Source organism: Bacteroides sp. M10, assembly GCF_014334015.1.
GTDB lineage: Bacteria > Bacteroidota > Bacteroidia > Bacteroidales > Bacteroidaceae > Bacteroides > Bacteroides intestinigallinarum.
In genome coordinates this window covers 1157296-1180837 of the sequence record NZ_CP060488.1, presented here as the reverse complement: position 1 = coordinate 1180837, position 23542 = coordinate 1157296, and the positions used below count along the sequence as shown (strand labels likewise).

14 protein-coding genes are annotated in these 23542 nt (G+C 43.6%); 3 read left to right on the top strand and 11 right to left on the bottom strand.

Annotated elements, in window-relative coordinates; all coding sequences use genetic code 11:
• The first annotated feature begins 36 nt into the window (after positions 1 to 36).
• Genes H8796_RS04510 through H8796_RS04500 form a run of 3 tightly spaced genes read left to right on the top strand, consistent with a single transcriptional unit; the run spans position 37 to position 7689 of the window.
• Positions 37 to 2901, top strand: coding sequence for an alpha-xylosidase BoGH31A (locus H8796_RS04510; protein ID WP_187343940.1), 2865 nt, complete (start codon positions 37 to 39; stop codon positions 2899 to 2901).
• Between the two features lie 18 nt (positions 2902 to 2919).
• A complete protein-coding gene (locus H8796_RS04505; protein ID WP_117932709.1) occupies positions 2920 to 5445 on the top strand; it encodes a glycoside hydrolase family 2 TIM barrel-domain containing protein in 2526 nt (841 codons plus the stop codon).
• Between the two features lie 15 nt (positions 5446 to 5460).
• Positions 5461 to 7689: a glycoside hydrolase family 3 C-terminal domain-containing protein gene (locus H8796_RS04500; protein WP_117932933.1), complete on the top strand. Its 2229-nt coding sequence runs from the start codon at positions 5461 to 5463 to the stop codon at positions 7687 to 7689.
• Between the two features lie 155 nt (positions 7690 to 7844).
• On the opposite strand, the gene H8796_RS04495 is transcribed toward H8796_RS04500, so the two are convergent.
• From H8796_RS04495 to H8796_RS04445, 11 genes are all read right to left on the bottom strand, one after another.
• Positions 7845 to 9422 carry a S41 family peptidase gene (locus tag H8796_RS04495; RefSeq protein ID WP_117932935.1) on the bottom strand — a complete coding sequence of 526 codons (1578 nt, stop codon included), beginning with the start codon at positions 9420 to 9422 and terminating at the stop codon, positions 7845 to 7847.
• 37 nt (positions 9423 to 9459) lie between these two features.
• Entirely contained in the window at positions 9460 to 9918 is a 459-nt protein-coding gene (gene coaD / locus H8796_RS04490; protein WP_032844330.1) for a pantetheine-phosphate adenylyltransferase, read from the bottom strand.
• Positions 9915 to 11792 carry a DNA topoisomerase IV subunit B gene (locus tag H8796_RS04485; protein ID WP_009001144.1) on the bottom strand — a complete coding sequence of 626 codons (1878 nt, stop codon included), beginning with the start codon at positions 11790 to 11792 and terminating at the stop codon, positions 9915 to 9917. Before H8796_RS04485 ends, coaD begins: the two co-directional genes overlap by 4 nt.
• A 9-nt stretch (positions 11793 to 11801) precedes the next feature.
• Positions 11802 to 12938 (bottom strand): GNAT family N-acetyltransferase, encoded by a 1137-nt coding sequence (locus H8796_RS04480; protein ID WP_008646659.1) that lies wholly within the window; start codon positions 12936 to 12938, stop codon positions 11802 to 11804.
• A gap of 178 nt (positions 12939 to 13116) precedes the next feature.
• Positions 13117 to 15036 carry a sialate O-acetylesterase gene (locus H8796_RS04475; protein WP_117932937.1) on the bottom strand — a complete coding sequence of 640 codons (1920 nt, stop codon included), beginning with the start codon at positions 15034 to 15036 and terminating at the stop codon, positions 13117 to 13119.
• Between the two features lie 18 nt (positions 15037 to 15054).
• Positions 15055 to 15834, bottom strand: a complete 780-nt coding sequence (locus H8796_RS04470; RefSeq protein ID WP_009001142.1) for a DUF5040 domain-containing protein — start codon at positions 15832 to 15834, stop codon at positions 15055 to 15057.
• Positions 15835 to 15836: 2 nt separating this feature from the next.
• Positions 15837 to 18569 (bottom strand): alpha-L-rhamnosidase, encoded by a 2733-nt coding sequence (locus H8796_RS04465; RefSeq protein WP_117932711.1) that lies wholly within the window; start codon positions 18567 to 18569, stop codon positions 15837 to 15839.
• Positions 18529 to 19923: an MFS transporter gene (locus tag H8796_RS04460; protein WP_117932713.1), complete on the bottom strand. Its 1395-nt coding sequence runs from the start codon at positions 19921 to 19923 to the stop codon at positions 18529 to 18531. Before H8796_RS04460 ends, H8796_RS04465 begins: the two co-directional genes overlap by 41 nt.
• Positions 19924 to 19933: 10 nt before the next feature.
• Positions 19934 to 21103, bottom strand: a complete 1170-nt coding sequence (locus tag H8796_RS04455) for a glycosidase (RefSeq protein WP_117932715.1) — start codon at positions 21101 to 21103, stop codon at positions 19934 to 19936.
• Between the two features lie 27 nt (positions 21104 to 21130).
• Entirely contained in the window at positions 21131 to 22492 is a 1362-nt protein-coding gene (locus H8796_RS04450; protein ID WP_117932717.1) for a DUF4038 domain-containing protein, read from the bottom strand.
• A gap of 4 nt (positions 22493 to 22496) precedes the next feature.
• Positions 22497 to 23537, bottom strand: coding sequence for a glycoside hydrolase family 5 protein (locus H8796_RS04445; protein WP_117932719.1), 1041 nt, complete (start codon positions 23535 to 23537; stop codon positions 22497 to 22499).
• Positions 23538 to 23542 lie beyond the last annotated feature (5 nt).

Below are 23542 nucleotides of genomic sequence, written 5' to 3'. Positions count from 1 at the left end.
TATGAGAAAATATATTGTTGAACCCTAAAGGTAGGTATGATTATGAATATGAAAAACATTTTCTGTTGCCTGTTGCCGGGACTTCTTTTCGGAGCATGTGCCAATAAGGTCTATGAGGAGACAGGCGATAGCGTGATAGTTAAAGTACAACAGGAAGTAACGGGAGGTCCCCGACTGGTTCGTCTGCAAGTGATGGGAGATAAATTGATCCATGTTTCTGCTACTGCCGACAGCAAGTTTGCCGATCCGCAAAGTTTGATTGTTGTTCCGCAGGAAAAACAAATCCCATTTGCCGTCATGCAGAATGGCGATACGATTACAGTGTCTACAGAAGAAGTGAAAGCGTCCGTACTGGCCAGTACCGGAGAGGTGTGGTTTGCGGATAAAGACGGAAAGTTAATCCTGCAGGAAAACAGGGGAGGAGGAAAGAAGTTTACTCCAATCGAAGTAGAAGGAACAAAGGGATATACGATCTGTCAGGTTTTTGAATCTCCTGAAGATGAAGCGTTCTACGGATTGGGGCAGCATCAGGCGGATGAATTTAATTATAAGGGTAAGAACGAAGAACTGTTCCAATACAATACGAAAGTCTCTGTTCCATTCGTTGTTTCAAATAAGAATTATGGTGTACTGCTGGATAGCTATTCATTGTGCCGTTTCGGTAATCCGAATGACTACTCCCAATTGAACCGGGTCTTTAAGCTTTATGATAAGACAGGCCGGGAAGGTGCGCTTACCGGTACTTACGTGCCTAAAAAAGGAGAGACGTTGGTTCGCCGGGAAGACTCCATTTATTTTGAGAATCTGAAAACGATTCAGAATCTTCCGGAGAAATTGCCGTTAATGGGGGCTAAGGTCACTTATGAAGGCGAGATAGAACCTGCTCAAACAGGAGAATTTAAGTTTATTCTTTATTACGCCGGATATGTCAAGGTCTATTTGAATAATGAACCGGTGGTGCCGGAACGTTGGCGGACTGCATGGAATCCTAATAGCTATAAGTTTGCTGTTCATCTGGAAGCAGGGAAACGTGTACCGTTGAAAATCGAATGGCAGCCTGATGGCGGGCAGTCTTATTGCGGGCTGCGGGCATTGACTCCTGTAGATCCGGCAGAACAGGGGAAACAGTCATGGTGGAGCGAGATGGCAAAGCAGCTTGATTATTATTTTGTGGTTGGTGAGGATATGGATGAAGTAATCAGTGGCTATCGGACTCTGACCGGAAAGTCACCTGTTATGCCGAAATGGGCAATGGGTTTCTGGCAAAGTCGGGAGAAGTATAATACACAAGATGAAATGTTGGGTGCACTGAAAGGTTTCCGTGATCGTAAAATCCCGGTGGATAATGTCGTACTGGATTGGAATCACTGGCCGGAAAATGCTTGGGGAAGTCATGAGTTTGATAAGGCGCGCTTTCCGGATCCCAAAGCAATGGTCGATTCCATTCATGCTATGCATGGGCGTATGATGATTTCGGTGTGGCCTAAGTTCTATGTTACTACCGAACATTTCAAGGAGTTCGACAAGAATGGGTGGATGTATCAGCAGTCTGTCAGGGATAGCTTGAAAGATTGGGTAGGTCCCGGTTACCATTATGGTTTTTATGACGCTTATGATCCGGATGCACGTAAACTGTTTTGGAAGCAGATGTATGAGCACTATTATCCGTTGGGTATCGATGCCTGGTGGATGGATGCCAGCGAACCGAATGTACGTGACTGTACCGACTTGGAATATCGGAAGGCTTTGTGCGGACCTACGGCGTTGGGTTCCTCTACGGAATTTTTCAATGCTTATGCACTGATGAATGCAGAAGCCATTTATGACGGTCAGCGCGGAGTGGATAATAATAAACGTGTGTTCTTATTGACCCGTTCGGGATTTGCCGGGTTACAGCGTTATTCTACAGCTACATGGAGCGGAGATATCGGTACACGTTGGGAGGATATGAAGGCACAGATTTCTGCCGGACTGAATTTTGCGATGAGTGGAATACCTTACTGGACAATGGATATTGGCGGCTTTTGTGTAGAGAACCGTTATGTAGCGGGACAGAAGCAATGGAATGTGACAAAGACAGAAAATGCCGATTATAAAGAATGGCGTGAATTAAATGCCCGTTGGTATCAATTCGGTGCATTCGTTCCTCTGTATCGTGCACATGGACAATACCCGTTCCGTGAAATATGGGAGATTGCTCCGGAAGGGCATCCGGCCTATCAATCGGTTGTTTATTATACCAAGCTACGCTACAATATGATGCCGTATATTTATTCGTTGGCAGGTATGACCTGGTTTAATGATTATACAATCATGCGTCCATTAGTCATGGATTTTACAGCGGATACCCAAGTGAATAATATTGGTGACCAGTATATGTTCGGTCCTTCATTTATGGTATCTCCGGTTTATCGCTATGGTGACCGTAGTCGTGAGATTTATTTCCCCCAGGCAGAAGGCTGGTATGATTTTTATTCCGGTAAATTCCAGCCCGGAGGAGAGAGAAAAGTAATAGAGGCTCCTTATGAGCGTATCCCGCTGTATGTGCGTGCAGGCGCTATCGTACCGTTCGGAGATGATATTCAGTATACGGATGAAAGACCGGCGGATCATATCCGTTTATATATTTATCAGGGGGCTGATGGAGAGTTTACGCTATACGAAGATGAGGGGGTGAATTATAACTATGAACAGGGTATGTACGCCATGATACCGATGAAGTATGATGAGGCTACTAAGACATTAGTGATCGGTGAACGCAAGGGAGAATTTCCGGGTATGTTGAAGGAACGTACTTTCACTGTAGTTACGGTTAATAAGGAGAAAGCACAACCGTTTGATTTGAATGCGAAAGGAGTGACTGTGAAGTATAATGGCAGCGAGCAGACATTGAAACTGTAAGCTGAATGATAGGATTCGATGATGATTGGGAAACTGAAATATTTGATATTGGGGAGCTGTCTGATACTATTGGGAGCATGTAACAGTTCTTCCCCCATTTCTCCACGCGAGCGGTCTGACTTTAATGCGGATTGGCGTTTCCACTTAGGAGACGGACTACAAGCTGCACAACCCGGTTTTGCCGACAATGACTGGCGGGTATTGAATCTGCCTCATGATTGGGCGATTGAGGGAGACTTTAGCCGTGAAAATCCTTCCGGCACAGGGGGAGGGGCGCTTCCGGGTGGAGTTGGATGGTATCGCAAAACTTTTAGTGTAGACAAAGCTGATATAGGAAAGATCTTCCGCATGGAATTTGACGGAGTATATATGAATTCGGAAGTATTCATCAACGGTGTTTCGTTAGGAGTGCGTCCTTATGGATATATTAGTTTCAGCTATAATCTGACCCCTTATCTGAAATGGGATGAACCGAATGTGCTGGCTGTGCGTGTGGATAATGCCGAACAACCCAATTCACGTTGGTATTCGGGTTGTGGCATTTACCGGAATGTATGGCTAAGCAAGACTGGTCCGATACACGTAGCCGATTGGGGAACGTATGTCACGACATCATCGGTTGACAAGGGAGAGGCTGTACTGAATCTTGTTACTACCATTGTGAATGAAAGTGATACAAATGAAAATATCACGGTCTGCTCATCCTTGCAGGATGCTGAAGGCAGAGAAGTTGCCGGAACGCGGTCGGCCGGAAAAACGGAAACTGGCAGAGAAGCTGTTTTCGCCCAGCAATTGACTGTAAAACAACCGGAGCTGTGGGATATTGATACTCCTTACTTGTATACATTGGTTACCGAAGTGATGCGAAATGAGGAATGTATGGATAGGTATACGACTCCTGTCGGTATCCGTACATTTAGTTTTGATGCCCGGAAAGGATTTACATTGAACGGTAGGCAAACCAAGATTAACGGGGTATGTATGCACCATGATCTGGGCTGTCTGGGGGCAGCTGTCAACACACGTGCCATTGAACGGCAATTGCAGATTCTGAAAAAAATGGGATGCAATGGCATACGTTGTTCCCATAATCCTCCCGCACCCGAACTGCTTGATCTCTGTGATCGTATGGGATTTATCGTGATGGATGAGGCTTTTGATATGTGGCGGAAGAAAAAAACAGCACATGATTATGCCCGTTACTTCAATGAATGGCACGAGCGCGATTTGAATGACTTTATTTTGCGTGACCGTAATCACCCTTCTGTCTTTATGTGGAGTATCGGTAATGAAGTCCTCGAACAGTGGAGTGATGCTAAAGCGGATACATTGAGTCTGGAAGAGGCCAATTTGATCCTGAATTTCGGACATTCTTCTGAAATGCTGGCAAAAGAAGGAGAGGAGAGTGTCAACTCTTTGCTGACGAAGAAATTGGTAAGCTTTGTGAAAGGGCTTGATTCTACCCGTCCTGTCACTGCCGGATGCAATGAACCGAATTCCGGCAATCATTTATTCCGTTCCGGTGCACTGGATATGATTGGCTATAATTATCATAATAAAGATATTCCTCATGTTCCGGCTAATTTTCCGGACAAGCCCTTTATCATTACTGAAAGTAATTCGGCATTGATGACACGTGGATACTACCGTATGCCCAGTGACCGGATGTTTATCTGGCCCGAGCGTTGGGATAAACCCTTTGCTGATTCTACTTTTGCCTGTTCATCTTATGAGAACTGTCATGTGCCTTGGGGAAACACTCATGAAGAAAGTCTGAAGTTAGTCAGAGACAACGACTTTATCAGCGGGCAATATGTATGGACAGGATTTGATTATATCGGAGAACCGACTCCTTACGGATGGCCTGCACGTAGTTCATTCTTTGGTATTGTCGATCTGGCAGGTTTCCCCAAAGATGTCTACTATCTATATCAGTCGGAATGGACAGATAAACAAGTGTTGCATCTTTTCCCGCATTGGAACTGGACTCCGGGGCAGGAGATCGATATGTGGTGCTACTATAATCAGGCTGATGAAGTGGAATTGTTTGTGAATGGAAAGTCGCAGGGAGTGAAATGTAAAGATGCTGATAACCTGCATGTTGTTTGGCGTGTAAAGTTTGAACCGGGAACGGTGAAGGTCGTTGCACGCAGAAAGGATGAAGTGATAGCGGAAAAGGAAATTCGTACAGCCGGAAAGCCTGCAGAAATTCGCCTGACTCCTGATCGTTCAGTTCTGGCTGCTGATGGAAAAGATTTGTGTTTCGTCACTGTAGAGGTGCTGGATGAAGAAGGGAATCTTTGTCCGAATGCAGATAATTTGGTGAATTTCACAGTGAAAGGTAATGGTTTTATCGCAGGAGTGGACAATGGAAACCCGGTATCGTTGGAACGCTTTAAGGATAAAAAGAGGAAAGCATTTTATGGAAAATGCCTTGTTGTCATTCAGAATGACGGGAAACCGGGAAAAACGGAGCTGACAGCTACTTCGGAAGGGCTTCGGCAAGCCGTGGTGAAGATCTCGGCAAAAGATTGTAAACTGTAAATGATTATGGGAATAATGAAGATATTTTTATTGACTATATGTTTCCTGTCTGTTCAGACAGGTATGGTGGTGATTGCTCAAGACAAGAAACAAAAACCGGTGTATTTGGATGATACACAACCGATAGAGGTCAGGGTACAGGATGCGCTGAACCGTATGACTGTGGAGGAGAAAACTCGTCTTAGTTATGCACAAGGGAAGTTTAGTTCCCCTGGTTGTCCCCGTTTGGGTATTCCTGAACTCTGGATGAGTGACGGTCCTCATGGCGTGCGTGCCGAAATTAACTGGAATGATTGGGGATATGCCGGATGGACGAATGATAGTTGCACTGCTTTTCCTGCACTGACCTGTCTGGCAGCTAGTTGGAATCCGCTATTGGCAGAGAAATATGGATATGCTATCGGTGAAGAAGCCCGTTATCGTGAAAAGGATGTTTTGTTGGGACCGGGTGTGAATATCTATCGTACCCCGCTCAACGGACGTAACTTTGAATATATGGGGGAAGACCCTTATTTAGCTTCGGAGCTTTGTGTGCCTTATATTCAGGGAGTGCAGAAGAATGGAGTAGCCGCCTGTGTGAAACATTATGCACTGAACAATCAGGAATTATGGCGGGGACATATCGATGTGCAACTAAGCGACCGTGCATTGTATGAAATATATCTGCCTGCTTTCAAGGCTGCTGTAGAAAGAGGTAAAACGTGGTCTGTTATGGGAGCTTATAATAAAGTGCGTGGAACCCATGCTACCCATCACAAATTGCTGAATAATGATATCTTGAAGGGGGAATGGAACTTCGACGGATGCGTCATCACGGACTGGGGAGCTGCACATGATACTTATGAAGCTGCCATGTACGGATTGGACATTGAAATGGGATCTTACACAAATGGTTTGACTTCGGAATCGGAATTTGGTTTTGATGATTATTATTTGGGTAAGTCTTATCTGAAAATGGTTCGCGAAGGTAAGATTCCGATGGAGGTAGTGAATGATAAGGCGGCACGTGTGTTACGTCTGATTTTCCGTACAGCGATGAATCGCCGGAAACCGTTCGGTGCACTGACCAGCGAAGAGCACTATCGTACAGCTTATGAGGTTGCAACAGAGAGCATTGTCTTGTTGAAAAATGGGACAGGTAAGAAACAGCCTGCATTATTACCCGTTCCCCAAGGAAAATATAAACGTATTTTGGTTGTGGGAGATAATGCTACCCGTAATTTGATGTTAGGCGGCGGCTCTTCGGAGTTGAAAGTTCAGAGGGTGGTTTCACCATTAGAGGGTATAAAAGCGAAGTTTGGTGAGAATGTGGTTTATGCACAAGGCTATACAAGCGGTCGCCCGATGTATGGCCGGGCGGATGTTATTCCACAGACAACTGTAGATTCTTTACGTAATGACGCGGTGAAAAAAGCAATGAATGCGGACTTGGTGATCTTTGTCGGAGGACTGAATAAGAATCATTTTCAGGATTGTGAGGGTGGTGACCGTCTGTCGTATGGACTTCCTTTTGGACAGAATGAATTGATAGAAGCTCTGTTGAAAGTAAATAAGAATCTGGTAGCAGTGATTGTTAGTGGAAATGCAGTGGAAATGCCTTGGGTGAGGGAGGTACCCTCTATTATTCAGTCGTGGTATTTAGGCTCTGTCGGCGGAGAGGCACTGGCTGATGTGTTGAGCGGAGATGTGAATCCCAGCGGTAAGTTACCTTTTTCTTATCCGGTGAAACTGGAAGATTGTCCGGCACACTTCTTCGGTGAGATTAGTTACCCGGGTGATAGTATCCGTCAGGAATATAAAGAAGATATTTTGGTTGGTTATCGTTGGTATGATACGAAGAAGATTCGACCGCTCTTTCCTTTTGGCTATGGTATGAGTTATACCGCTTTCGAATATAGTAAGCCTGCAGTATCGGCTAAAACAATGAATGCTGATGGCAGTATTGATCTTACTGTAAAAATTAAGAATACAGGAGAAATGGTAGGGAAAGAGATCGTTCAGTTATATATTGGTGACGAAGAGTGTAGTGTTCTTCGCCCGGTAAAAGAGTTGAAGGACTTTCGGAAAGTACAGCTTCTTCCGAATGAAGAAAAAGAAGTGAAGTTTACGATCAAACCGGAAGCATTGCAATTCTTTGATGATAAACAGCATACTTGGGTGGCAGAACCTGGTAAATTTAAGGCATACATTGCCGCTTCTTCTTCTGATATTCGCGGTACGGTGACATTCGAGTATACCCAATGATGAAGTTAACAGGTTAATATACAGTGTTTAGTGGACATATAGATACAGCGCGGTGGATATATATACTCACCATTGTGTATCTATATGTCCACCACGATAAGTATATATGTCCACCGAACTGAAGGACGATGTCTTATGATTGTTTATTGAATACCCTATTTCAGTTTCTTCTGATACTCGTCCGAATTCAGTATTTCCAAAGCTTTTTGTATACTTTCATTCGTGGTATTCATTACCCGGAAATATTCGTTCATATCCCAAAGGTCACGGGCTATCAGTGCTTTGAGCTGGGTTTTGATAAGAGGAAGTGATTTCTGATATTGTTCTTCATTGAACTTCACCCCTTCTTTCTCTCCGATTTCCTTTAAAGTGGCGAGCATATCATCATTGACTACGAACTTCTCATCAAATGATTCGAACTTCTTGTATTTGTTTGCCAACTCTTTCCGGTGTCCTTCAATAAACTGCATGGTGAATTTAATCACGGCTCCTTTAGCTACCAGATTACGGTGATAATCCGTATAAAGAGTCGTGTCGATAGGTACGAAATAATCCGGCATGATACCACCTCCACCATAAACGGTACGTCCGAGTTTCTTGGTTTGTACTTTCAGTGAATCCGGGAAATGGATGCTGTCGGCATTCATCAGTTCACCGTGGTTGAAACGCTCTATCAGGTCTTTATTGTAATCGACAGTGCTGTCGTATGGTTTCTGGATCGAGCGTCCTGATGGAGTATAATAACGGGCGATGGTTAAACGAATCATGGAACCATCCGGCAAATCGATAGGACGTTGCACCAAGCCTTTGCCGAAAGAACGGCGGCCTACAATAATTCCTCTGTCCCAATCCTGTACCGCACCGCTGACAATTTCGCTGGCGGAAGCTGTATACTCGTCTACCAATATGATGAGGCGGCCATTACGGAAGTCTCCGTTACCTTTGGCATAGAAATCACTACGCTTGGCAGTCCGGCCTTCGGTATATACGATTAGCTCCTTTTGTCCCAGGAATTCGTTAGCAAGGTCAATGGCTGCATTGAGATAACCACCTCCGTTTCCTTGCAGGTCAAGAATCATATCTTTCATACCTTGCTTCTGGAGATCCTTCATTGCTTTCTTGAACTCTTCAGCAGTTGTTGCTCCGAAGCGGTTGATGCGAATATAACCCGTTTTAGGTTGAATCATATAAGAGGCGTCGAGGCTAAGGATAGGTATCTTATCTCTCTTTACTGTAAACAGTAAAGGGTCCTTTACGCCGCGACGAACGATTGTCAGATTAACTTTCGAACCTTTCGGGCCACGAAGACGCTTCATTATATCTTCCGTACTCATTTTCACTCCGGCAATAGCGCTGTCGTTCACGGCAATGATACGGTCACCGGCAAGGATACCGACTTTTTCGGAAGGTCCGTTGCTGACAGGCTGTACCACCAACAGGGTGTCTTCTATCATCTGGAATTGCACTCCGATACCCTCGAAGTTACCTTGGAGCGGTTCGTTCATCTTCTTCACTTCCTCTGCATCCGAGTAAGTAGAGTGCGGATCAAGTTGTGCCAGCATCTTGATGATGGCTTCTTCTACCAACTTGTCTTCATCTACTTTGTCCACATAGAAATTGGAGATTGCAAACTCTGCCATTTGTAGCTTTCGCATGGCTTCGGAACCGAAGTTCTGGGCTTGTGCGGCAACTGCCCACAAGCAAACGGATAGTATAATCGTTAGTTTCTTCATCATCTTTTCTGACTCACTGCCTATTCCCTAACGAGTGTTATTCACTCATTTTCATTCCTTTGGGAATAAACAGGCTGATATCTTTATTATAGGTTAATAACTCGCGTACAATTGTAGAGCTGACGCAAGTCAGTTCCGGTTCTGTGAAGAGCAGGATGGTTTCAATCCCTGCCAGTTTGCGGTTAATGTCTGCAATGGTCTCTTCATACTCGAAATCCTTCACCGTACGGATACCGCGGACAATGAACCTGGCCTCTACTTCCTGCGCAAAATCAATTGTCAGACAGTCGTAGGACATCACCTGGATACGAGGTTCGTCTTTATAAAGTTCCCGAATCATTTCTTCTCTTTTCTCAATGGGGAAGTAGGTATTCTTGTTCTCATTGATACCGATTCCTATCACGATTTCGTCCATAAAGGTAAGTGCACGTTCCACTACCGAGTAATGTCCGATGGTGAAAGGGTCGAAAGTACCCGGGAATATTGCTTTTCTCATGATGCCAAGTCTTCTTCTATAACCAGATTGTCTATAATAAAGTTCTGTCGTTCCATGGTATTTTTGCCCATGTAGAATTCGAGTAGTTCTTTTACCGCGTCCGTTTTGCGCAGTGTCACCTGCTCCAGACGCATATCTTTACCGATGAAATGTTTGAACTCATCCGGTGAGATTTCTCCCAAACCTTTAAATCGGGTAATCTCCGGATTCGGTCCTAGTTCATTAATGGCATTGATACGTTCTTCCTCGCTGTAGCAGTAATTTGTCTTTTTCTTGTTGCGTACACGGAACAAAGGCGTTTGCAGGATATATACGTGCCCTTTCTTGATGAGATCAGGGAAGAATTGCAGGAAGAAAGTAATCAGCAACAGGCGGATGTGCATACCGTCCACATCGGCATCGGTTGCTACGATTACTTTGTTGTAGCGTAATCCTTCAATACCATCTTCTATATTCAGGGCTGCTTGAAGCAGGTTGAATTCCTCGTTCTCGTAAACCACCTTTTTGGTCAGTCCGAAAGAGTTCAACGGTTTACCACGGAGACTGAATACTGCTTGGGTGTTGACATCACGACTTTTGGTGATGGAACCGCTTGCAGAGTCTCCCTCGGTGATAAAGATACAGGAGTCTTCTTCCAGTCCTTTGCCTTTCGGGTCGTTGAGGTGGACGCGGCAGTCACGCAGTTTGCGGTTGTGCAGGTTGGCTTTCTTGGCACGTTCACGGGCAAGTTTCGTTACCCCTGCAATGGCTTTACGCTCCTTCTCGGATTCTTGTATCTTTTGTTGTATTGCTTCGGCTACGTCCGCATTCTTGTGCAGGAAGTTGTCCACTTCCTGTTTGATAAAGTCGCCTACATACTTGTTGACCGTTACGCCACCGGGAACCATATTGGTAGAACCCAGTTTAGTCTTCGTCTGACTTTCGAAGATCGGTTCTTCCACATTGACGGCAATGGCAGCAACCAATCCGTTACGGATATCGGTGTAGTCCATGTTCTTGTTGAAGAACTCTTTGATGGTGCGGGCAATGTGTTCTTTGAAAGCACTTTGATGCGTACCACCCTGGGTAGTATGCTGACCGTTGACGAAAGAATAATATTCTTCTCCGTACTGCCCTGTATGTGTGAAGGCGATTTCGATATCTTCCCCTTTTAGATGGATGATCGGGTAAAGTCCGGTTGCCGTCATGTTGTCGTTCAAAAGGTCTACCAGACCGTTGCGCGACAAGATACGGTGTCCGTTGTAGATGATAGCAAGCCCCGTATTGAGATACGTGTAGTTGCGTAGCATTGTCTCAATAAATTCGGGCTTGAAACAGTAATTCAGGAATAGTGTATTATCCGGTTCGAAGAAGATGTAAGTTCCGTTTTCTTCTTCGGTGCTTTGAGTCTCATCGGTCAGCAGGTTACCTTTTGAGAAAGTGGCGATACGCACTTTGCCGTCGCGGTAACTGCGTACTTCGAAACGGGAGCTTAAAGCGTTGACGGCTTTCACACCGACACCATTCAGTCCGACACTTTTCTTAAATGCCTTGCTGTCGTATTTACCACCGGTATTCAGCATACTGACGGCCTCGATGAGTTTTCCTTGCGGGATGCCTCGTCCGTAGTCGCGTACACTGACACGAAGGTTTTCTTCAACGGTAATCTCGATTTTCTTACCGGCTTGCATTTTGAACTCGTCAATACTGTTGTCAATTACTTCTTTCAGGAGGACATAGATTCCATCTTCGGCATGTGCACCGTCGCCCAGCCTTCCGATATACATACCGGGGCGTGTGCGTACATGTTCCATGTCACTCAAGTGGCGGATGTTGTCGTCAGTGTACTCTACTGCATTGTTGTTGTCTACAGGTATCAATTCGTTCTCTTCCATAGCTGTTTTTTATTTTATCTCTTTGATGAACGCACGGCGGCGCTTATGTTGTTGAGTCTCAAAGTAATCCCATTGTGCCTGAACTTTACCGTTCAATTCCAGTTCGGGATTGCTTTCTGCAAATATAAAACCTAATTTTTGATAAACTGGAATTAAATCGGAAAATAACAAAGCGTTAACACCTTTATTCTGATATTCCGGCTTCACTGCAACGAGTAGTAGATCAAGCATTTTGGCACGGCGTTTCATGAATAGTGCCTTTAATAGATAGAACCATCCGAGCGGCAACAAGCGTCCGTTTGATTTCTGTAAAGCCTCGGCCAGTGAGGGCATGGAGATGCCTACGCAGACCAGTTCATCGTTGGCGTCAGTGATAAGGGTAACCATCCGTAAGTCGAGGATCGGCAGATACATTTTTACGTACTGGTCGATCTGTCGCTGTGTCAATGGAGAATAGCCGTAGAGTGGGCTGTATGCTTCATTCATCAGTTCGAAAATCTTCTGTCCGTAGTCTTTGGCTATCTTTCTTCCGGAGGAGTATTTTTTTATCTTGAGGTTGTATTTTCGTTGGATTAGTTCGGAGATACGCTTATGTTTGTCGGGAATGGCATCCGGTATGTAGATTTTGTATTCCACCCAGTCGGCGTCTTTCTCGAAGCCCAACTTTTCCATGTGTACCGGATAGTACGGGTAGTTGTAGATAGTGGCCATGGTGCTAAGTTGGTCGAATCCTTCGATCAGCATTCCTTCCGCATCGAAATCGGTAAATCCGAGAGGGCCGGCAATATGAGTCATGCCCCGTTCTTTTCCCCAGTCTTCCACTGCTTTGATGAGTGCGGACGATACTTCGGGATCGTCGATAAAGTCTATCCATCCGAAACGAACGTTCTTACTTTCCCACTTTTCGTTCGCTTGATTATTGATAATTGCAGCTACACGTCCTACTATTTTATCGTCCCGGTATGCGAGGAAATAATCTGCTTCACAGAATTCGAATGCTGCGTTTTTCTTCTTGTTGAAGGTGTTGAGCATGTCGTCATAGAGGTCGGGCACAGAGTAAGGGTTGCCCTTGTACATTCTGTAATTGAAACGGATAAATTTCTTAAGCTCTCTCTTTGTGGAGACTTTCTTGATTGTAATAGCCATATCTCGTATTTATGATTTGAGGAGGCAAAGATACGTGATAATCTTTAAATTACAACGCGCCTGAAAGAGAAAATATCGTGTCAGGAGGATTAAGCAGTGGGTTGTAAATAGGAAAATACCGGAAATGATGGTCATACATTCATTACCGGTATTTTCTTTTTGTTTTTTGGTATATTGTTTATTGGCTGATGTGTCCTTCGAACGGGGAAGCCGGCAGATTCACTGAATTGTATAAGTTTGCATCATCCGGGTTATCCCCCCAGGCATATCGTACGGAAACCGGTTGTTGTATTTCCGTATTCCATACTATTACTTTATTATTTTCTATTTTAGCTTGTGCCCATTGGTATTTACCATCTGTGCCGGCAATGGCGAATCCTGATAAGTAACCGTATTTATTACGGGCTATTAGTTCTCCGGCACAAGAGTCAAAAGTAACTTCCAGCGTATTCCCAATTCTTTTTACTGACTTGAATACCGGACCTGTACAGACGATGGAGTCATATCCATAGTCATTGCGAAGTGCATGTAAAGCAAGCCGTTTACCTACATCCTGCTTATTGCGGGGATGTATATCCTTTTCCTCACCGATATCTATAATGACAGCTTGTCCTGTATATGGCAAGGCCAGTGTCTTTGACTGTGCATCTCTTAGATTTGCCCAATGGCTTTCGGAAGGCTGTCTGGCAGGAGCCATAAAGTTTGCCAGCTGAACCCAATAGAATGGGAATTCGCAATCCCATCTGTTTCTCCAGTCTTTGATTAAAGCAGGGAATAGATCGATATATTCATTGGCACGACCGGCATTGTTTTCTCCCTGATACCAGATCACTCCTCTCATACCCAAGCCGATCAGCGGATTGATCATTGCGTTGAAGAGTAAAGAGGGAAAAGAGTTGGGACCATATTCTACGTAATCATATTGGGCGTTTGATACGGCTACTTTGTATTTCCAGTCATCACATAAAGGGAAAATCCGGTTGTTGATTTTCAAGTATACTTCATCTTTAGTACCATACAGCCCGCCTCCTCCGCGATAGTCGGATATTTTGATAGTGATGGTATTTTGCTCTTTTAATATCTTTGCAGGTATTTTGTATAGACGTTTCAAATCATAACCTACTGTACGTCCAACTTCATGTCCGTTAACCCATGTAATGTCATCATCGTCAATGGTGCCAAGACTTAATTCCGCATCCTGGTTCAGGCAGTTGGCCGGTATGGAGAACTGATAAGTAAACCATACAACACCGTCTATGGCAGATAATTCTTCATTAGACCATAAAGATGGGACGGCATGCTTCTTCCAGTTTTCTGTAGAAGTATCTTCTGAATACCATTTTTCAGTTTCTCCCGGCTCATTAAGGATGGCTTGTTCAAACTCTGTTTTAACTTTGTCACTGCGTTTGATATATTCTTCAAATTCTGGAGAACGCATACGGGACAATGACTTCTCATATTTTGGGAAATGATCCATAACTTCCATGCTAATCCAAGTCTCAATATCCGTGCCACCCCACGACGAGTTAATGAATCCGATAGGAATATTGAGTTTCTGGTATAATTCACGTGCAAAGAAATAACCGACAGCCGAAAAGTCAGAAGCGGATGTGGGGGAACATACTTCCCATTTGCCTTTCAAGTTGTTTTTGGGAGTATGTCTCATTTCTTGTATGACATTGAAAGAACGGATTTGAGGATAATTGGCTGCTGCAATTTCTTCGACGGCATGGTTAGCGCTACGTAAGCGAAACTCCATATTCGACTGTCCGCTGCAAATCCATACTTCACCGATTAGGATATCAGAAAAGGATAAGGATTGTTCTGGGCTCTTTACAGTCAGCGTATATGGTCCGCCTGCTTGCATGGGAGGTAGGCTGACCAACCATTTTCCGTTTTTATCTGCCCGGATACTCTTCTTGATATCTCCTAATGTTACACTGATTTTCTCGCCGGAATGGGCCGTTCCCCATATACGAATTGGTTTCTCACGTTGCAGTACCATGTGATCTGAAAAGAAAGAAGGCATGGAAAGCTGTGCAATCATCTGTGATGCAGCAAATAGCAAACAATATGTAAATAATAAAAATCTTTTCATCATGCGGGTATTTAATGATTATTCATTAATGTATTCTTTTGGGAGCAGTATTTTGCGGAGTGTATCTGCAAAAATGGCAGCCATGCGTTGCTGGATGAATGAGTGCTCTCCGTGAGGTGGATGCCATCCGAATACTTCTCCGTGAGTTGTTTGTGAGTCTCCTGTGTAGATTAGGCTATATTGTTTGCCTGTAACCGGATGTTTCCGGTTTTTGGAAAATCCGATGTATCTGTCGAATTCCACTACCGGAAATCCCCATTTCTCTGCCAGTTTCCGGACTGAAGTGTTGAATACTGGACGACTGTCATGCCAGTGAGTACATAAAACGATAGAAGCAGGTTTTCCGTAGGGAGTATTGTAATATTTGGATTTGGGGTTGAATTTTTGGTTATAACAGTCTGATATGTAACGCTTGATGACATAATCGTAGCAAACGGCATAATCGGAAGCATCAAAAGGAGTTGCGTAGTCCTTATAGTTCTCTTTTAGGTTTGCTTCATTATATACGTCTTTTTCATGTACTTGCATTAGGACGAAGACATCAATGTCGTCAAACTCTTCCGGAGTATAGAGGGTGCCGTCCAGCATTTTATTGGCTGTGTGGGCTATGGATTCTGCACTTATGGCACGATTGATAGGAATGGCGTGAAGGGCACGACATCCCATTTCAAACCACTTATTGTTAGGTTCGGCAAAAGATGCTCCGGATAATAAAATGGTATAAGTATCTTTATTTTGAGCTACTCCTGCTAAAGCAAGCAGGCAAATGAATGTAAATAAGATGATTCTTTTGTACATAATTATTGCTGATTGATTAATAGTTGTGTGAAATCAAGTTCAAGTGAATGTTTTCCGGCTTGTAAAGTTATCGATTTTTGGGATTCCTGCATTGTAAAAGGAACAAATGTTGCAGAAGTTCCTGCCGGGATATCGATTGTATAACGGATGCAGTCATTAGTTTGACGAATCCAGTTGATATTTAACCACCCATAAGGAGTATTATAGCGTATGGTAAGTTCATTCATATCTGCCGGAAAGAAAGGTTTTAGCAGGATATGTCTGAATCCGGGATGCTTTTCATCGATTTGAATCCCTCCCAGTCCTTTGTATAGCCATGCTCCTATTTCTCCGAACATAATATGGTTATATGAGTTGTCAACGATGACATCTGTCCGCCAATTCTCATGTAGGGTGGTAGCTCCTTGTTTAATCCAATATCCCCACGAAGGATAGGTGTCTTGTGATGCGACTTTGTAGGCAGTTTCTGCATATCCGTTATCTGACAGGGCGGAGAGTAGTGCCTTACTGCCCAATAAACCGACATCCAGATGATAATTGTCTTTTTCCACTAGCTGATGAAGTCTGGCAGCTACCTTCTTTTTATCTTTTTCCGGAACGATCCCCCAATATAGCGGCATGGCCAGTTCGGTTTGTGTTCCTTCTGCGTATATTCCAGTTTCCGGGTTGAGAAAACGAGTGTTGATGGCATTCTTTATGTTCTGGGCTAATGTGTTATAATAGGATGCATCTTTTGGATATCCGAAAAGTAGTGCTGCTTTTGCCAAAATATGGACATCCGTATAGTAATAGATCGAAGAGGTCAGGGTGATATTGCTTTTTGAGCGTACAGGCACCCAATCTCCCAATCCCCAATCTGTAAGATATTCCGGTGATATGGATTCTATATACGAAACATATTTCTTGATTGGTTCATACATACGGCGGAGTAGTGTGGTGTCTCCGTAAAAGCGATAAATCTCCCAAGGGATAATGGCGACGGCACTTGTCCAGTCAACCCCGTTGGCCCAGTCATATCCCCATATAGAAGTTGGAATGATACACGGGAGCACTCCGTTGTCTTTTTGCTCATCGCAGAAATCGTTCATCCATTTTTCATATACGGAGATGCCGTCGAAATTGTATAATCCTGTTTCAATGGTGATATGCGCATCTCCTGTCCAACCATTCTTTTCCCGTTGAGGGCAGTCGGTCGGATAACCGAACAGGTTGGCTAAGTAGGAACTGTTGGTAGCTTCCCATATTTTATTTAGCAGGTCGGATGAAGAAGACCAGTAGCCGGTTGCCGGAACATCACTGTGCATTTCGACAGCAATGAGATTCTCACCGGATAGTTCGATGGGAGCGGATGACGAAATTTCTACAAACTGAAAACCTTTGTAGTTGAACTTGGGCATGAAGCTGTCTTCTTTTCCGCTAAGGATGACGATGTCTGTTTGAAAAGGATCGCTGTCGTCTGTCGGCCGGTAGTGATAATCTATATTTGCCATGTTTACCTTACCGTTTTTGTCTAAAAGTTCTCCATGTTTCAGGCGCAATATTGTTCCTTTTTTCCCTTTCACATTTAGTTCGGTGACACCTGCAATGTTTTTGGGGAAATGGTAGACGTAGCAGCTGTCATTTATTTTTTTACATTGAGTTGCTGTATAGCGGGCTGTTTCACGAATCGGATGCATAACTTGTGATTTGATTGTTTCCGTAGGTGATTCGGTTTCTTGTGCATGATGCCATTCGGTAGCGTTGAATCCGGGTGAGTCCCAACCTGTTAATTCTTTTTGTGCATCATAATGTTCGGCTGTATAGATACTGTTGAAAATAATTGGGCTGTCAGTTGTTTGCCAGGTTGAGTCAGTACCCAGATATTCTGTTGTGCCGTCTGTGTAACGCAGATGCAGTTGGGCAGTGAATCTAGGACGGTTTCTCCATGAAGCCTTGTCGAAAAACCATACTGCTGTGGATTGATGATTATACCATCCGTTCCCTAGCTGTACTCCCATAACATTCTCACCCATAGACAGTGATGATGTAACATCATGAGTGACTGATAATATACGTTTGTCGAAATGTGTATACATAGGGTCTAGGAAATGATTTCCTGTCCGTTTTCCGTTGATAAAAAGTTCATGTAGGCCTGCCGATGCAATAGTAAGTAAGGCCTGTTCGACTGTTTTGTTTAATTGGAAACTCTTTCTATAATAGGGTGCCGGGCGGTATGTGATGTCATGTCCGTCAGTAATCCATTTCCCTTTCCAGTCATTGGTTGATAAACAGCCTGTTGTGAAGGAGGATATGGGGGAAAATGTAGTTTTCTGTTTGGAGGAGGTTTGATAACCTATTTTCCAATAATAAGTCGTATATGAATCTAATGGTTGTCCATCATAGGAGGCTCTTATAGGAGCTCCTATGATGGATTTGTTCCAATAAACGGACTGACAGTCTGATAATTGGGCACTGTCTGTTGATAGCCATATTTCAATTTTGTTAATACTATCTTCCTCTAGCAGCGGAAGTTTCCAGGAGAGTCTGGGAGTTTGAGTATCCACTCCTATAGGAACGGGTATATTCTCACATTTTAATTCAAATGGCGTTTTTAGCTCTTGAGGCGTACATGAGAATAGGGCTGTACCAAGTAGTAAATACAAATAGGATCGAATTGGAATATGAGCCATATTGATTCGTTGATTAGTGATGAATTTATTTTTTTCTTCTTTCTTCGAGTTCCATTGATATCTCATATAATCTTTTTTCATTTAGCGGATAACGTGAAATGAAGATTGCAGATAACATGGTAGCAATGGCCGGGAAAATACTCATCATCATACAAATACCGGTTTGGGCAAAATCAGATTGAATCACGTTTGCTTTGAAACCGAAATAAGCCAGTAACCATCCGGTCAAAGCACCTCCGATAGTCCATCCGAACTTTTGAGACATGGATGAAGAAGAAAATATCAGACCGGTTGCCCGTCTTCCGGTTTTCCATTCGGAGTAGTCCGATATATCTGCATACATAGACCATAACAAGGGGGAGATAATACCGGCACAGATACTTATTAAGATCTGTAAGCATAAAATTCCCCAAATAAAATCTTTGGGAAGAAAGTAGAATAACACACTTAAAATGGTGGCGCAAACCATAGCCATGAAGTACGTTTTCTTTTTACCGATTCTCTTGGTGAGGGATGGTACGAACATGATTCCGAGAATATTGGCTGCTTGTCCTAATACCAGGTAAATAGTAATAAGTGTGATGGCACTGTTCATGAATGAGAAGGAGAATGTGTCGGAACCATCTACATAATATTTAAAATAGAATACAGCGGAACCGTCACGGAGAGAATTGAAAACTAATGCCATGATTCCTGCGCATAAAAGTATCCACCAAGGTTTGTTTTTACCTAAATCTTTCAGGTCTTCTTTGAGTGATCCTTTTTCTTCCTTTATAGGCTGCACTCTTTCTTTGGTCCATAGAAACGTTAACAGGAACATACCGCTGGCCATAATGGCGAATACGACTGCGGCCATCTGCCAGCCGAAAGCAATGTCGGGTAGGCTCTCTGTTATTTTCATCTTACTGAATATATCGACCAGCGGCTCAATGAGGAATAATACCAGAATACTTCCCCCAAACGCAAATGTCATACGGTAGGAGGAAAACTCTGTGCGTACTTGAGGATTGGCAGACATTACTCCTAATAGAGATGCATATGGCACATTGATTAAGGAATATACCATCATCATAAGAGTGTATGTGGCGTAGGCAAATATTATTTTGGTGGTCATGTTATCTCCGAAAGAAGAGAAGGTTAGTATGCCACAGATACCGAATGGTATTGCCACCCATAATAGGTAAGGACGGAATTTTCCCCATCGGGAACTGGTCCGGTCACCTAATATTCCGACAAACGGGTCAAGGAAAGTATCCCAGATACGTGTGATGAGAAACATTGTTCCTACAACGGCCGAGGAGATACCTACCACGTCTGTATAGAAGAATAATAGATACATGGTGAATAACTTCCAGAACATGGAAGAAGCTGCATCTCCTAATCCATACCCGATTTTTTCTTTTAGTTTTATGTTTTCCATGGTGGTGCGTTTATTGTTTCAGGTATTGCTTATTATGATTTACCATAGTAATGATCTGTTTCACGGATTCTATGGAACGAAAACCGTCTGCTGGCGTGTGCAGACAATAATCTACAAGCTGGCTTACTGTTGATTCGGCTACATGAAGACGGGTGTCGGAAGACGCATAATAGATATAAACTTTTCCGTTGTCATCTTCAATCCATCCATTTGAGAATAATACATTCGATACATCACCGATTCTTTCTTCTCCTATGGGAGCCATGAAATAACCTGCAGGTTCGGCTATAATCTGTGTCGGATCTTCTAAGGAAGTCATATATAGGTATAATACATAGCGTAGTCCGGCTGCGCATCCTCTTACTCCATGTGCCAAATGTAACCATCCTTGTGGGGTTTTTATGGGGTGTGGCCCTTCTCCGTTTTTTACCTCCTTGATCGTATGATAAAACCGTTTATTGATGATCTTTTCTTCTTTTATTTCGGCATGACAGATGTCGTCTATGAGTGCCCAGCCAATGCCTCCTCCATTACCAGCGTCGATAAAGCCATCTTGGGGGCGGGTATATAAAGCGTATTTCCCGTTAACGAATTCCGGATGAAGCACAACGTTTCGTTGCTGGCTTGGAGATTTCAGGTCCGGTAAACGTTGCCATATTTTCAGGTCTTTTGTTCGTGCAATACCTGCTACGGCCACTGCTGACGATAAATCACCTGCCGGAGCGTTCGTATCTTTACGTTCCGCACAGAAAATGCCGTAGATCCATCCGTCTTCATGTGCGGTCAGGCGCATGTCGTACATATTGGTGTCGGGAACATCTGTTTCCGGCATTTCTATCGGATAATCCCAAAAGCGGAACCCGTCTACCGGGCTGTCGCTTTCCGCTACTGCGAAGAATGACTTTCGGTCTGCTCCCTCGACACGTGCCACAAGGTAATATTTATGATTGATTTTGATTGCTCCTGTATTCATTACCGCGTTGATGCCAATCCGCTCTTCCATGAATGGATTCTGTTTCTCATCAAAATCATACTTCCAGATTAATGGTGCATGTTCTGCTGTTAACACAGGGTAGTGATAACGTCTGTATATACCGTTATTGTTATTGCATATCTCATTTTTCCGGGTGATAAGAGCTTCATAGTGCTGTGTCAGCTCTTCTAATCTGTTACTTTTCATATTCTATAGTTATTTTTTATCAGTTGGTTATTCGATTATTAGAACCCAGTCATTTCCTTTTCCTTCTGTAGGCGAGGATATGGAAATCGTATCTGTTGTCGTATACTGGTAGAATGTGGTTTGTCCGTTACGGGGATTCATCCATTTTAAAGTCTGTTTGGGACTACTCATGGGAGGCAGATAGATGGTTCTTTTCCCACCTTGCGGAAGATATACCAGTATATAGTCTTTGTTGCCGAAGGCTACGGGGTAGTTTGTCTTTTCTAAAGAGGCATTGCCAAAAATGCTTTGTTGGCTCTTCCCTTGAGTAAAATCAAATTTCTCCCATAATCTGCGAAAGTGAATTAAATCCCATGCTCCTTGTTTGTCCATAGCCTGATGCCATGGAGTATCGGCATCACATTTAGATTCGCGTCCGGTGTCGAACATTTGCCATATATCATTACAACCATATGTATAGCCACAGGCTCCACTGAACATGCTTTGGTAGAGTGTATGGCGGACGTCATCCTCTCCGAATCTTCCGTTCTCTTTTTTAAAATTGATCGGAATATTCTCATATCGGGGTTCTCCATCCATACATGGTTTGTGTGGCTTCCTATTTAAGTCGGGTAGAAGTATGCGTTGATAGATGGCGAAATCCTGTTGAGCATGTCCGGACTGACACATATTGAAGTCCAACCATGGAGCGTCGTGAAACCAGTATGAGGATGAGTGTTCACCCTGCGGATGATAGGTCATCAAATGATTTTGGTCTATACTTTTAATGCCGGTTGCCAATGCGTTCCAGATGGATAGGTTTTTTCCGCCTCCACTCCGGTCACCTCCTATTACCCATATCAGGTTGGGCATATTCATATAGCGTTCTCCTAACCACTTGCCGTATCTATACGCATTCTCCGGGGTGAAGATTTCCGGTCCTTTTCCCCATTGTTTGTCTACTTTATCGCCCCAGGTTGGTAGCAATGCTATATATAAACCTTTGGTCGCAGCCAGAGAAATTACTTTGTCTACACGGGCGAAATACTCGGGGGAAGGTTGGTCGATATTACCGTCGATTAATTGGGGGACTCCGTTGGAGGAGGTGTTAATGCCGTCTAATTCATCCAGAATTACAGTTTGTATGACGGTAAATCCCTTTTCTCTGCGATTCTCCAAATATCGTTCTGTCTCTTTGTCGTTTAAACGGCTGATGAGTTCCCAAGCTGTATCTCCCAGATAAAGAAAAGGAGTTCCATCCGTGTATTCCAGGTAGCGACCGGACGAATTTACCCGTAAGTTGCCTTTTGATAGATTCGTGGCACTTCCTGTCCACCGGTCTTCTTGAGCAGAAACACAGGTCGTACAAAGAATGAATAAAACGTAGCAGATGGAGAGTCGTTTGAGCATGATTCTATTTCTTTAAAGTATGCGTATATTTCTCAACTATGGGCATTTGCGGCCTGTCTTTTCCCTCTTTAGGGGTGATTGCCATGAAATAGGTATCCCACCACGGACCTGCTGCCCAATAGGTGCCGTTGATTCCGTTCTCTTGTAAATAGTGCAGGAACAAATCAAGAGTTTCATTCCAACGGGGATCATTGTCGGGAATTCCATATTCTCCGATAAAGCCATGGAAATTATTTTGTTTGATCCATTCGACAAAAGGTTTTACCCGGTCGATACCTTTTTCCGGATAACATCCCTCTTCTTCATAGGAATATTTATAAGTACCGGATGCATCTTTGTCAAAATATACATGCGCTTCAAAAGCGAGATTATTAGCAGGGTCTTTTAAGAATTTGAGTGTATCGCTTTGCTCAATCCAGCGTTCTGCCGATGACCAGTCATTGCCGCCTACCATGATAAGGGTGTTGGTATCGACCTGTCGAATGGCATTGATGGATGCTTGCGCCATGTCGAACCAATTAGTTCCGGGAGCCAGATCGTGTGGTTCATTCATCAGCCCGTAGCCGTATATATTTTTGAAAGTCGAGAATTCTTTAGCGATAGCTTGCCAGAAAGAGGCCAGATCTTTTATTGTTAATCCGTTACTTCCGATAAGGGTGTGTTCGTTATTCATGTAACGGCGACAATAATTATGCAAATCAAGAAGTACGACCATATCCCGCTTTTCTGCAGCTCTGACCAGTTCTTTCATTTTATTGAGGTCATGTTGGTTCAGCGGGCCTTCCAGATCCAGTTGCAACCGTTCCCATTTAAATGGTAACCTGATAAGTTTCAGACCTTTTTTGTGCCAATATTCGAGGTCCTGATCTGTCGGATAAGTATAGTCTTTATTATATTCTCCGGGAAAAGATGAACCGAAGTCGGCACATGCGAGGTTGACACCATAAGGTTCACCAGTCTCTTTTACTGGAGGTTGATTGCTTTTACATCCATTTAGAGTAAGTAAGCTTAGTAGTAGAAAAGCCGAAATAAAAACTTTTTTCATAATGT

What these genes read in the sequence shown, in the direction of transcription:
- coaD (WP_032844330.1), bottom strand. Translation starts at nt 9,918, where the DNA reads ATGAGAAAAGCAATATTCCCGGGTACTTTCGACCCTTTCACCATCGGA.
- H8796_RS04475 (WP_117932937.1), bottom strand. Translation starts at nt 15,036, where the DNA reads ATGAAAAGATTTTTATTATTTACATATTGTTTGCTATTTGCTGCATCA.
- H8796_RS04470 (WP_009001142.1), bottom strand. Translation starts at nt 15,834, where the DNA reads ATGTACAAAAGAATCATCTTATTTACATTCATTTGCCTGCTTGCTTTA.
- H8796_RS04495 (WP_117932935.1), bottom strand. Translation starts at nt 9,422, where the DNA reads ATGAAGAAACTAACGATTATACTATCCGTTTGCTTGTGGGCAGTTGCC.
- H8796_RS04455 (WP_117932715.1), bottom strand. Translation starts at nt 21,103, where the DNA reads ATGAAAAGTAACAGATTAGAAGAGCTGACACAGCACTATGAAGCTCTT.
- H8796_RS04510 (WP_187343940.1), top strand. Translation starts at nt 37, where the DNA reads ATGATTATGAATATGAAAAACATTTTCTGTTGCCTGTTGCCGGGACTT.
- H8796_RS04480 (WP_008646659.1), bottom strand. Translation starts at nt 12,938, where the DNA reads ATGGCTATTACAATCAAGAAAGTCTCCACAAAGAGAGAGCTTAAGAAA.
- H8796_RS04460 (WP_117932713.1), bottom strand. Translation starts at nt 19,923, where the DNA reads ATGGAAAACATAAAACTAAAAGAAAAAATCGGGTATGGATTAGGAGAT.
- H8796_RS04465 (WP_117932711.1), bottom strand. Translation starts at nt 18,569, where the DNA reads ATGAGATATCAATGGAACTCGAAGAAAGAAGAAAAAAATAAATTCATC.
- H8796_RS04500 (WP_117932933.1), top strand. Translation starts at nt 5,461, where the DNA reads ATGAAGATATTTTTATTGACTATATGTTTCCTGTCTGTTCAGACAGGT.
- H8796_RS04485 (WP_009001144.1), bottom strand. Translation starts at nt 11,792, where the DNA reads ATGGAAGAGAACGAATTGATACCTGTAGACAACAACAATGCAGTAGAG.
- H8796_RS04505 (WP_117932709.1), top strand. Translation starts at nt 2,920, where the DNA reads ATGATGATTGGGAAACTGAAATATTTGATATTGGGGAGCTGTCTGATA.
- H8796_RS04445 (WP_117932719.1), bottom strand. Translation starts at nt 23,537, where the DNA reads ATGAAAAAAGTTTTTATTTCGGCTTTTCTACTACTAAGCTTACTTACT.
- H8796_RS04450 (WP_117932717.1), bottom strand. Translation starts at nt 22,492, where the DNA reads ATGCTCAAACGACTCTCCATCTGCTACGTTTTATTCATTCTTTGTACG.